10 protein-coding genes are annotated in these 11,332 nt (G+C 55.6%); 3 read left to right on the top strand and 7 right to left on the bottom strand.

Annotation, left to right across the window (positions count from 1 at the left end; translation table 11 throughout):
- Positions 1 to 1,851, top strand: coding sequence for a malto-oligosyltrehalose trehalohydrolase (gene treZ / locus E1958_RS03355; protein WP_133510606.1), 1,851 nt, complete (start codon positions 1 to 3; stop codon positions 1,849 to 1,851).
- Positions 1,852 to 1,872: 21 nt separating this feature from the next.
- Here treZ and darG read toward each other — a convergent pair whose 3' ends face one another.
- Positions 1,873 to 2,919, bottom strand: a complete 1,047-nt coding sequence (gene darG / locus E1958_RS03350; protein WP_133510605.1) for a type II toxin-antitoxin system antitoxin DNA ADP-ribosyl glycohydrolase DarG — start codon at positions 2,917 to 2,919, stop codon at positions 1,873 to 1,875.
- A gap of 13 nt (positions 2,920 to 2,932) precedes the next feature.
- A complete protein-coding gene (gene darT, locus E1958_RS03345; RefSeq protein WP_133510604.1) occupies positions 2,933 to 3,574 on the bottom strand; it encodes a type II toxin-antitoxin system toxin DNA ADP-ribosyl transferase DarT in 642 nt (213 codons plus the stop codon).
- 490 nt (positions 3,575 to 4,064) lie between these two features.
- On the opposite strand from darT, the gene E1958_RS03340 reads away from it, so the two are divergent.
- Positions 4,065 to 5,594, top strand: a complete 1,530-nt coding sequence (locus E1958_RS03340) for a glutamate synthase-related protein (RefSeq protein WP_133510603.1) — start codon at positions 4,065 to 4,067, stop codon at positions 5,592 to 5,594.
- 43 nt (positions 5,595 to 5,637) lie between these two features.
- Positions 5,638 to 6,585, top strand: a complete 948-nt coding sequence (locus E1958_RS03335) for a Gfo/Idh/MocA family protein (protein WP_133510602.1) — start codon at positions 5,638 to 5,640, stop codon at positions 6,583 to 6,585.
- A gap of 47 nt (positions 6,586 to 6,632) precedes the next feature.
- On the opposite strand, the gene E1958_RS03330 is transcribed toward E1958_RS03335, so the two are convergent.
- The 5 genes from E1958_RS03330 to E1958_RS03310 all read right to left on the bottom strand — a co-directional run bounded on the left by E1958_RS03330 (position 6,633) and on the right by E1958_RS03310 (position 11,308).
- The gene (locus tag E1958_RS03330; protein WP_089723950.1) at positions 6,633 to 6,962 is read right to left on the bottom strand and encodes a UPF0175 family protein; all 330 of its coding nucleotides are present in this window, start codon (positions 6,960 to 6,962) and stop codon (positions 6,633 to 6,635) included.
- Positions 6,963 to 7,222: 260 nt separating this feature from the next.
- Positions 7,223 to 7,915, bottom strand: coding sequence for a type 1 glutamine amidotransferase (locus tag E1958_RS03325; RefSeq protein WP_133510601.1), 693 nt, complete (start codon positions 7,913 to 7,915; stop codon positions 7,223 to 7,225).
- 139 nt (positions 7,916 to 8,054) lie between these two features.
- The gene (locus tag E1958_RS03320) at positions 8,055 to 8,819 is read right to left on the bottom strand and encodes a hypothetical protein (RefSeq protein WP_133510600.1); all 765 of its coding nucleotides are present in this window, start codon (positions 8,817 to 8,819) and stop codon (positions 8,055 to 8,057) included.
- A gap of 17 nt (positions 8,820 to 8,836) precedes the next feature.
- Complete coding sequence (locus tag E1958_RS03315) at positions 8,837 to 9,520, bottom strand: hypothetical protein (RefSeq protein WP_133510599.1); 684 nt, start codon at positions 9,518 to 9,520, stop codon at positions 8,837 to 8,839.
- A gap of 24 nt (positions 9,521 to 9,544) precedes the next feature.
- Positions 9,545 to 11,308, bottom strand: a complete 1,764-nt coding sequence (locus E1958_RS03310) for a TAXI family TRAP transporter solute-binding subunit (protein ID WP_133510598.1) — start codon at positions 11,306 to 11,308, stop codon at positions 9,545 to 9,547.
- Positions 11,309 to 11,332: the final 24 nt, after the last annotated feature.

The raw sequence follows: 11,332 nt of genomic DNA, 5'->3' as shown, positions 1-11,332 counted from the left end.
ATGCACTCGGTCCATCCCATGCCCTTCGGCGCCGAGGTGCTGACGGATGGCCGGGTGCGTTTCCGCCTCTGGGCCCCCGCGGCCACTCGGGTCGAGCTCTGCCTCGAAGAGGACACGGGTGAATCTATCCTACCCCTGATCGGCGAGCCGGGAGGCTGGTTCGGCCTGGTGACGGATCGGGCCACAGCCGGGAGCCGGTATCGTTACCGCATCGATGGCGGCCTGCGGGTGCCCGACCCCGCGTCCCGGTTTCAGCCCGAGGATGTGCATGGCCCCAGCCAGGTCATCGACCCGCGGGGCTGGCGCTGGACCGATGCGGATTGGCGCGGACGACCTTGGGAAGAGGCGGTCATCTACGAGCTGCATGTGGGCGCTTTTTCTCCGCAAGGCAGCTTCGCCGCCGTCACCGAGCGCCTGGACTACCTGGCCGAGCTGGGCGTCACCGCTATCGAGCTCATGCCGATCGCCGACTTCCACGGCGCGCGCAACTGGGGCTACGATGGGGTGCTTCCCTTCGCCCCCGACAGCAGCTATGGCCGGCCGGAGGACCTGAAGGCGCTGATTCAGTCGGCGCATCGCAAGGGGCTGATGGTCCTGCTGGATGTGGTGTACAACCATTTTGGTCCCGAGGGCAATTTCCTGCACCAATATGCCCCCCAGTTTTTCACCGCACGCCATCACACCCCCTGGGGCGCGGCCCTCAACTTCGATGGGCCCGGCAGCGAGACGGTGCGCCGCTTCTTCATCCACAACGCCCTCTATTGGTTGGAGGAATACCATTTCGACGGCCTGCGGCTGGATGCGGTAGATGCCATCAGGGACGATTCGGCGCCGGATTTCCTCGAAGAGCTGGCGGCCGCTGTGCGCCAAGGCCCTGGCCGTGAACGCCACGTCCACCTGATCCTGGAGAATGACCACAACGCGGCCCACTATCTCCTCCGCGACCGGAACGGGCGTCCGCGACACTACACCGCCCAATGGAACGACGACCTCCAGCATACGCTGCATATCCTGCTCACCGGTGAGGCGGACGGCTGCTATGGGGACTTCAAGGTGCGGCCCGTCTGGTACCTGGGGCGTTGTCTGGCCCAAGGCTTCGGCTACCAGGGCGAGCCATCCGCCTACCGTGGCGGCGCCAGGCGCGGTGAGCCCAGCCGAGCATTGCCGCCGGTGGCCTTCGTCTCTTTTCTGCAGAATCACGACCAGGCGGGAAATCGCCCATTCGGGGAACGCATCCACTGCCTCACCGACCCGGAGCGGCTACGGGCTGCAATCGCCCTGGTGCTGCTCGCCCCGGCACCCCCGTTGCTTTTCATGGGCGAGGAATTCGCCGCCGCGCAGCCCTTTCAGTTCTTCTGCGATTTCGGCCCCGAGCTGGCGGCGGCGGTCGCCGCGGGTCGCCGCCGAGGATTTGCCTGTTTTGAGGGGTTCGCGCAGCGCTTGAAACATCGGGCACCCCCCGACCCCAATGACCCGAACACCTTCGATCGCAGCAAGCTGGATTGGGGATGCCTGAACGGGGCACCGCACGCCGACTGGCTCGGGTTCTATCGGAATCTGCTGACGTTGCGCCACAACCAAATCATTCCGCGTCTAGCCGGTATGCAAGGAAACGCCGGGGCCTTCCGTCAGATCCGCGAGCAAGGGCTATGGATTCAGTGGCGTCTAGGCGATGGCTCCGGATTGACCTTAGTGGTCAATCTGGGCGATTCGCCCCTACCGATCACGGCCATGGAACTTCCGGCCAGCAAACCCTTTTACACCTATCCTCCCGGTCTGACAATCGACTCGGCGACCGACCGGCTACCGCCTTGGTGTGTTGTGTGGTTTCTCCAAACGGCGCTGCCGTAATCTAATCTGAAAATCTCCAGATCAATTGAATTCGGCGATCCAGTCTTGTTGTGACAGCACATCGACCGCAAGACTAATTTGACGCGGGGTGAACCCCTGTTTACGGTCACTCCAGGTATGAATGCGGTGAACCACTGCCTCCAGGGAGTCAGCCTTCTCGTGCTTTATCACCCAGTGCACGGTAGCCAACAGCTCCAATCCGAAAGGCGATTCGAACCCTTCCACCAGCCTGGTTACACGAGCGAGCCGTTCTCTCGTCTCAGCGTGTCCGTCAAGAAAAGCCATTGCATCCTCCGTGGTACCAGGCACGAGCTGGAGGGGCTTATCCGGCGTGTCACCACCATCGGCGTAACCGGAAATCAGATGCCCCTCGATAGCATTCAAGACATGACGGAGATTCTCGGCATAGGGACCATAAGGCGCCTGTTTGTAACTCAGTCGTAAGGGTTCGCCGGCTTCCTGCATGAAATACATCAACTTATGGACTTCGAGCAGCGTTACGAACGGATCGAGCAGTCCACCAAGGTAGCAGCGCATCAGCTCTACTAAAACCGCCCGGCCCGGAGTCATTTTGGGCACTTCCCGGTTACGAACCATCTCCTCGGGGGCTGGTACGCCCTTGGGTTCGAAGACGATGATTCGTACATCGTCCAGATTAGAAAGCGTTCCTTCGATACGTCGTTTCACCTCCGACCATTCCAATCCACCAAGGCCGCTACCCAGCGGTGGAATAGCAATGGAGTGAATACCCCGCTTCTTGATTTCTCCAGCCAGCGCTTCGAGACCCGCGTCGATATCTTCCACACGGCTCTTGCCGCGCCAATGGCGTTTGGTCGGAAAATTGATGATATAGCGCGGGTTGGTCAGTCCACCCATAGCGAAGACGAACATTCGGCCGGGCCGAACCTCCTCGCGCTTGCAGGCAGCGGCGTAGGCCTGGAAGTTCTCCGGGAATGCCTTCTTGAATTGGAGCGAAATACCACGCCCCATCACGCCGACACAGTTGACGGTATTGATGATGGCCTCGGCATCCTCGGTGAGGATGTCGCCTGTCTTGTATTCGATCATTCTGAGATCCCCATCAATAATACCAGTCAGTTTTTATCTCTAATCGCGGCCTGTGATCGCTCGCAACCAGTGCATGGGCTACTTGACGATAGGTTAGATCTGTACGTGCCCCAATACGTTCAATCAACTCCCAGGGAAAACTGGTTTCTACCAAAAACTCTGCCTGTTTGGCATCCTTGGAGGATTGCCAATTCCTGGTTTGTACAGCCTCCCAGTCGATTTCATCCAACTGCGACAAATCACAACGGTCTTCAAAAAAAGAAGAACCCGCGTTCGAAAGTGTGAAAGCCCAACGCCGATCATTCGCTTCGGCCCATGCAACGGCGTCACGAAGATCGAACTCCAGGTGCACGATTGGGTCTTCGCCACCGCGATACGAAAGCTCTGGGTGATTACCGCGATGGATCAGGTAGAGCATGATCGAGCGTGGACAGAAATAGAACGGCACACAATTACCCACATATAATCCTGGGCGGCTATTTAATGTCAGTTCATAGAGACGCCGTGATTTGATCGTATTCATCCCTATGGTCGTACCCAGCCCTGGATGTTTCACCATCTCCGCATCATACCATAGCCCTTTGCTCTGAATGATCGAAGGCAACCGATCTACATGCACGATGTGGTAAATTTTCGGCTGCGTCGGTACTGTCATGCCTCGACCTCTATTTCCGCTCCATCTTCAACCATGTCGGCGTTCTCCCTATCCAACAGTTGCAGCTAACTTCCAGTCTCCGGTCGCCAACCGCTGTAGCAGTGATCCGGTCTGCCCTGATCGCACAGAGTGTTAGTCCAGAAACCGACTTGTTAGCGCCTTCTCTGCGTCCTTAGCGTCTTAAGCGGTTCAGACGCGAGTCGGTTTCGACGATTTGCGTTATTGGCGTTCATTTGCGGTAAAAAATGATTCCCGTGCTATCGGCACTTCGATACTAGAGTTGTTCCTGTCGATAACTTGCTGATGTTTCAGGGTGTTTCTAAATTCCAAGGCCGGCTGGGAGTGGAAAGAATCGGTTCTTTTTGCTCTCAGTCGGCCTATGGAATATGAGAATGTATTGAAAATCAACAAATTAACAAATTGAACAAACGGAACAACTCTACTATTGTACTGGTTCTGACAGCATACCGACATCTCTGGGGAGAACGATATGGAAAAACCCATTGCTGCGGACAATAAGTCCATTGAAACAAGGCTCGAGGCTGGTGAAACCTATTATTGGTGCGCATGCGGAAAATCGGCCAAGCAGCCCTTTTGCGACGGAAGTCATAAGGGCTCATCTTTCACGCCAAAGCCGTTTAAGGCGGAGGAATCGGAAGCTGCCTATCTATGCATGTGCAAGCTGACCAAGCATCCACCCTACTGCGACGGCAGCCATAAATCCATCGGCGAGATACCATTGGACCAAGGTACAGAAACAAAGACGCCGAACCTGGCCACCCCGACACCGGAAGAGCCCCAGGTCGCCTTTATTCATGAGCTGGCAGAGAACGGATTGAGCAAAACCGGGCACCACGGCGAGGTTGGAGCCATGGGCATTCCAGGTCCACAACTCCCCAAGTGGGACGATATTCAGATCCTGACCGCACAGCTGGCAACCAAACCGCTTCTCGATGACGTGGAGATCGGAACTGATCTCATTATCGGCAGGAACGCCGAAAAACCGCTCGTCCTCAAGATTCCACTCCTGGTGTCTGATATGAGCTTCGGGGCCCTGTCCGAGGAGGCCAAGGTCGCCCTGGCAAGGGGCGCGGAGTTGGCCGGTACGGGCATCTGCTCGGGAGAGGGTGGGATGCTCCCGGAAGAACAATCTCAGTGTTCCAGATACTTCTATGAACTTGCGTCAGCAAAATTCGGATACTCGGAAGATTTGCTGCCGAAAGTACAAGCCTTTCATTTCAAGGGCGGACAGGGTGCCAAGACCGGAACCGGAGGTCATTTACCGGGAAACAAGGTAAAGGGCAAGATTGCCGCAGTTCGGCAGCTGGAGGAAGGAACCGATGCCGTTTCACCGGCGACATTTTCTGATTTATCATCCGTCGATGATTTTCGAACGTTCGGGGACCGGGTTCGAGCCTTGACCGGAGGCATTCCCATCGGGTTTAAGCTCTCGGCCCAACATATTGAAGAAGACATTGAATTTGCTATACAGGCCGGAGCCGACTACATCATTCTCGATGGACGCGGCGGCGGAACCGGTGCGGCCCCGTTGATCTTCAGGGATCACATCTCCGTTCCCACCATTCCGGCATTGGTGAGGGCCCGGAGCTACCTGGACAAGAATGAGTATGCTCATGTTTCCTTAATCATCACCGGCGGCCTCAGGACCCCGGCCGATTTCGTCAAGGCCCTCTGTCTCGGAGCTGACGGAATCGCCCTATCCAATGCAGCAATGCAGGCTATCGGATGTGTCGCCGCCCGAATGTGCAATACCAATAATTGCCCCGCAGGAATCGCGACTCAAAGGCTCGAACTTAGGAAACAGGTCGATCCTGGGGTCGCATCAAAAAGACTGGCGCGGTTTCTTGAGTCTTCGGTCGAGCTTATGAAGCTTCTGGCTCGGGCGTGTGGCCATCGCCACTTCAGCCAATTCTCTCTGAGGGATTTGACGACCTGGAAGAAAGAAATGAGTGACCTCTCGGGAGTGAGATTCGGTGGGGTGAACGGGTATCCTTCCTAGTTTCCGATTGGCGAAAGGCATCCACCCAACCGGGGGATCTTGAATGACGAATCAGCTCCGTGTCGCCGTTGTGGGTGTTGGCTATCTGGGGCGCTTCCACGCCCTGATCTATTCCCGCATGCCCGAGGTGGCACTCGTGGGGGTCGTGGACCCGGACGCCGACCGCGCGCAAGCCGTAGCGGCGGAGGCGGACTGCGCCGCCTTTACGGATGCGGAGGCGCTCCTCGGGCGGGTGGATGCCGTGAGTGTCGTTGCCCCCACCAGGGTCCATCTGGAGGTGGCGGCTCCCTTCCTGCGGCGCGGGGTCCACATGATGCTGGAAAAACCGATTGCCGCCACCGGTGAGGAAGGCGAGGAGATCGTACGGCTTGCGGCGCGGTCCGGTGCGATCCTGCAGATCGGCCATCTGGAGCGCTTCAACGCGGGGGTCATGGCGTTGGCCCGGAGAATCTCCGCGCCCCGTTACATGGAGGCCCAACGCATGGGGGGCTTCACTGAGCGGGTGGCGGACGTGGACGTCATCTCGGATCTCATGATCCACGACATCGATATTATCCTTTCGCTGATGGGCTCGCCGATCCGGCACATCGCGGCGGTGGGCACGCCGGTGCTGACCGAGCATATCGACATTGCCAACGCCCGTCTGGAGTTTGCCGACGGGGCGGTGGCAAGCGTGGTCGCCAGCCGGGTCTCGGACAAGAAGATGCGGCGTATCCGCGTGTTTCAGCCCAGCGGCTACTTGTCCCTGGACTTTATCACCCAGACGATCGACATCGCCTATCCCAAGGAGACTCGGGGCGTAGAGCGACCCGAGATCGTGCGTGAACGCATCGAGATCGAGCCGGTCAAGCCCTTGGACCGGGAGCTCGAGACCTTCGTCCAATGCGTGCGAGCTTCCCGTCCTCCACTCGTCGACGGTCGGGTCGGACTCGAGGCCCTGAAGGTAGCCCTCGAGGTGCGATCAGGTATTCGGACCAATACAGGAGGCTGAAAAGCCACATCCATTCGGTTTCGTAGTTTTTCCTTTCATCCGGTTCGTCAGGCCACTTCCAGCTCTCCTGTAAGCTCTTCCGGCGGATAGTCGACGGCGGAAATATCCGTTTCTTCCAGAACCTCCATGAATGCCTCCGGAGAGAGGGCGGCTACCTTCGCAGCCTGGACAAGTGAGAGCTGGCCTGCTTCAAAGAGATTGAGAGCAAGGGCGCGATGGACGCCGTTCTCCAGCAACCGCTGATCAAAGGGAATCGCAATGATGACAGGGCGGTCATTCTCCATAATCAGCGACAGTTGTCCCCGCTGTGCATCGGAGAGGAGTTCGCCGAAACGCTGACGCAGATCCTGGGTAGTAAATACGTCCAAGTTCTTCATGTGACCCCCAATTATACTTTAAGGTCATATCCGATAGATGCATGGCGATTTCACTGCGCGCTGAATTGCGACGAAGGGAGTTAAAGAAACGCGATCCGATGCTCTGTGTCCTGCGCGTCTTTGCGGTTCAAACTGTCCCGCGGCCAAAAACCGCGGCCTCGTTGCAGCCTAGGGTGGGCTTCGCCCACCACCGAGTGAGCCACCGGTAGGCACAGCCTATCCCACTTGGTGGGCACAGCCCACCCTACAGACAACCACTGTCAGGCCGGAAGCCGGTCGAGGATACCAAACAGGGCCCGGTTGATGCGCGCATAGTCCTCTCCCGTCGCCGCGAGCATTCGTTCCGCGTCCTGCACATACCTTCCGGGAACGATCTCGTCCGCGCAGTTGGCGACCAGGTCCGCCACGCTTGTGGGCGTCGATTCCAGATGAAATTGGAGTCCCAGCACCCGGTCCGCGTAGAGGAAGGCCTGATGCCCACAGCCTTCACTGCGTGCCAGATGGACCGCCCCATCCGGCAGGTCGAAGGTGTCTCCGTGCCAGTGGAATACCTCGAACCGATGGGGCAGAAAGGCAAACAGGTCCGACGCTCGGCCCTGGTCGGTCAGCTCGATCGGATACCAGCCGATCTCCCGGTGGGCATTCGGGTACACGCGGGCCCCGAGGGCAGCGGCGATCAGCTGGGCACCCAGGCAGACCCCGATCACGGTCTTACCCGCGGCAATGGCCGCGTCGATTAGTTCCTTCTCGGTTGCCATCCAGGGATAGTCGGCCTCATCCCGGACTCCCATGGGTCCACCCATGACGACCAGCCAGTCGAATGTCCCCCGATCCGGCAATCTCCCATGCTCAAACAGGGGGGTGATGGTGACGGAATGCCCCTTGCCCGCGGCCCAGTCACCGATCCCGGCAGGCCCCTCGAAGGGGACGTGTTGAAGGACATGGATGCGCATGTGAATGGCCCCCGGATTCCGTGCACTCCATAATGTACATCGTGCTTAAATTGTATTTGCTAGATACCCTATTTATACAAAAAAGCCATTATTGAACTGAAAAAGTTCAATAATGGCTCCAATCAATCTTCTGAACGGATTAGGATTGCTTCTTCAAAGCAGCCAACCGCTCGGAAATCGATGATGGGGTAGGAGAAACCCCGGAAACGCTTGCAAGCGCCTGCTTGACAATAGCGTTATCCTCAACCTTAGTCGGTCCAAGCAGCTCCGCCTTATGCTTTGCGGCATCCGCACGCGCCTGCGCTTCAGCCGCTTGCTTGTTCATGCTCTCCAGCGCCGATCCGAGTATCGAGCTGTTTTGCTTCAGACCAGCAAGCCGTGCAGCCCGCTCCGCCTTCACAGCAGCACGTTCCTCATCCCGCTTTGCCTTCTCCATGGTACGTGCAGCAGCCTTTAGCTGACTCCGTGCTGTCCTCAGATTCTCAGCGTATAGCTTTACCGTTGCCTCGAGATCATCCATCACTTCTTTTGCGTCTTCGGCCTCTTCCTTCTCTCGCTGGACCTCGGATGCCATCGATTCCAGCGTCTCGACCAACTGGCTCAATGCGGCATTCAGCTGATCGGCATTGTCAGGCTGTGCATCGAGCTGCTGCTGAATATGTTCAGCTGCAGCTAACCGCTGTTGGTACAGATCCTCGATCGTATCGGCCTCCTTTTTCTCCCGGAGCCAATCCTGCTTCGCTTTGGAGAACTCTCGATTAACCTTATCGAAATTCTCCTCCATAGTAGCGATTTCTGCCTCGGTTGCCCCTTCCGGGTCAAACCCGACAATCGCATCCCGCAGCCCACCAACGGCATCGGTGAGCTTACCTTTTCCATAGTTCTTTATAAATCGACCAAACATGGTTTTTCTCCTCTTTTTTATTGAACCGAAATATCATTTTGATTAAGTGCTATCCCACTCTGCATTATCAGCTGTGCAGCCGATTCGTTTTCCTCGATCCCAACCAGTAGATACTCACTGATCGGATTACTACCAACCGGACTCTCAACTTCACGACCATATAATAGCCATTGGTTTGTATAGGTCTCAACACCAGCTGGCGTTATCACCCTCTCATTATAAGTCCGGAACTCCGCCTTCTCCGTATAAGAGTCTCCCCACAACCGGTGATAGACAACATCGTCCACTGTCAATTCATGAAACCCGATATTCGCAAGCTCCCGGTCAAGCGAGGTCTCAGTCTCAGGCTCCAAAGTGACAATCTGCTTAAATAACGTGATCTCATTGACGATTGGTGTCTGGGAGCGATACTCCCTGCCTTCGACAAGCTGGAGGACAAACTCTTCCCCCGCCTGGTCCTGGACATAGAGCTGATGGACCGGCATCCCATCCAGCTCAAACTTGCCAATGGCAAGCACTTGCAGATCGCCATTCGGGACCACAAAGTTCGGATGAAGCACTGATTTCAACACCAATAGATCGACCGTCTCCAATCTGATCGTGCTATGCAGTGCCACCCTTAACGGAGAATGAAAGGCTTCAGTGGGAGGGATCTCCTTGCCCCCGATTCCAAGCTTCTTTTTTAGATACTGACCAATCATTTCAACAACTTCTCCCTGGACGAGTTACTGACCCACTACCGTTCTGATCTCATCCTCGAGCGAGGCAATATCAAAGGCAAGTGATGGATAAAGCTCAGGATTTGCATCCTTCCATGCATTGGCGATGACAAAATCGGCCCTCACGTATAGCGTATCAATGTCACCACTCCCAAAAACCACTCCATTCTGACGTGCAAGACTCGGGTACACAGATGAATCGATCTCCTTGTACTCGTACACATCTTCACCAGCCGGATCAGTCGTATTTTCAAGATCGCCATCACTGACATCAATCATAACAAGATTCCTGGTTACAGCCATCTCCTCGACCACTTTCATAAACCCGGTCTCTCCCGGAGCTGCGACATACATCATGCAGGACTTGGCATCAGTCACCTTCAATAATGCCTCTTTATTCGAGGCGACTGCCATCGAGGGAGTATTCAAAACAGTTTGGACTTCCCCATAGCCGGCATCCTCACCGATAAAATTCTTCCAGGTCTCCGCTGCACCGGACTTTTTTGGAAACCAGACTTTGTGATCTTCGGTAAGCCTACTGATTTTACTTGGACCAGACGCATGACAGATCAAATGAACAGCCTCTTTGTAAGGTGAAACAACACGTACAAACGGCAGGTTGTTAGTTTTTGTCGCCTCGATGTAATTCCAGTAGCTATCTCTCTGGATCCATGCACTATCACACTTTCCATCAACAAGGAATTCAAGTGCCTGGTTCGATCCAACCGTCTCCACTGGTACGACATTGACCGTATCACCAAGACTCAAACCAAGGCCCTGCTCAGTCACCCGATAATAAGCCCCTGATTGCGACCCGACACAAACCCTTAGCTGAGGCAATGTTGCAGCACGGACACCCGATGCCAAAACAATATCAGGATCGACACCCTTTGGCAAATAAGCCGGATCAACAGGTGTCCCATCGAGTTTAGCAGCCTCGGCATCCATTGCGACGAGTTTGTTACGCAAATCTTCATTCTGTTTGGCTAACTCATCCGCTTCTCTACGCCACGCCTGATAACCCGGATCATTTTGATGGTGATGAGCAAATGCCCCCGCATTTGAAACATTATTCAATAAACCAGCAAGGAAGATCGTCCCGAATAGACCATATGAAGACGCCATGTTGTATACATAAGCCGGTGGCTCATAATTCCTACCATAGAACTGCTCACGACGCTTCCAATAGCTTCCCCTATCGGTTTTACGAGCACGTCGATAAATCGGATTATCACCATAGGTTTTATCAATCGTTGCATGACGTTGCCCTCCGATCGTCGGAGCTTTACCCGCTCGACCGGAAACAACCGGTGAAGGCTTTTTCTTGAATTTATCGCGCATCCGTTTTGCATTAATCGCCGCCTTTGTCCTTACGCTTTGTCCACTCGTAGCAATTCTTCCTTTTCTACCACCGGTTTTTATGCTCCCTTTCGGCTTACCAGTCCCCCTGGGGTTTTCGGTTCTTATGTTCCCTTTCGGCTTACCGGTCCCCTTAGGTTTTTCGGTTCTTATGTTCCCTTTCGGCTTACCAGTCCCCCTGGGTCTTTCGGTTTTTATGCCCCTTTTCGGCTTACCAGTCCTCCTGGCTTTCGACGAGCTTGAAATAGAGAAAGGTTTAAATCTCCCACCTTTCCCGGATCGAAACGAGCTACGTCCAAATCCTCCTCCAAACCGTTTGGCTTCGACATCCGTTACCAAAGGGTCGAGCGGTACTGCGCCCATCCCAAATGCCAGAACACCAGCAAGCAGACCTACATAAGGTTTTTTCATAAAATCATGCCTCTTAGCGAAGAC

Source organism: Candidatus Thiosymbion oneisti (assembly GCF_004359955.1).
GTDB classification, from domain to species: domain Bacteria; phylum Pseudomonadota; class Gammaproteobacteria; order Chromatiales; family Chromatiaceae; genus Thiosymbion; species Thiosymbion oneisti.
Note: the sequence above shows the minus strand (reverse complement) of the source record. Positions and strands in the feature narration are given on the sequence as shown.

Excerpts from the sequence above, each read along its gene's own strand:
- E1958_RS03335 (WP_133510602.1), top strand. The coding sequence starts at position 5,638 with ATGACGAATCAGCTCCGTGTCGCCGTTGTGGGTGTTGGCTATCTGGGG.
- E1958_RS03325 (WP_133510601.1), bottom strand. The coding sequence starts at position 7,915 with ATGCGCATCCATGTCCTTCAACACGTCCCCTTCGAGGGGCCTGCCGGG.
- darG (WP_133510605.1), bottom strand. The coding sequence starts at position 2,919 with ATGATCGAATACAAGACAGGCGACATCCTCACCGAGGATGCCGAGGCC.
- E1958_RS03315 (WP_133510599.1), bottom strand. The coding sequence starts at position 9,520 with ATGATTGGTCAGTATCTAAAAAAGAAGCTTGGAATCGGGGGCAAGGAG.
- E1958_RS03310 (WP_133510598.1), bottom strand. The coding sequence starts at position 11,308 with ATGAAAAAACCTTATGTAGGTCTGCTTGCTGGTGTTCTGGCATTTGGG.
- E1958_RS03320 (WP_133510600.1), bottom strand. The coding sequence starts at position 8,819 with ATGTTTGGTCGATTTATAAAGAACTATGGAAAAGGTAAGCTCACCGAT.
- E1958_RS03340 (WP_133510603.1), top strand. The coding sequence starts at position 4,065 with ATGGAAAAACCCATTGCTGCGGACAATAAGTCCATTGAAACAAGGCTC.
- E1958_RS03330 (WP_089723950.1), bottom strand. The coding sequence starts at position 6,962 with ATGAAGAACTTGGACGTATTTACTACCCAGGATCTGCGTCAGCGTTTC.
- darT (WP_133510604.1), bottom strand. The coding sequence starts at position 3,574 with ATGACAGTACCGACGCAGCCGAAAATTTACCACATCGTGCATGTAGAT.
- treZ (WP_133510606.1), top strand. The coding sequence starts at position 1 with ATGCACTCGGTCCATCCCATGCCCTTCGGCGCCGAGGTGCTGACGGAT.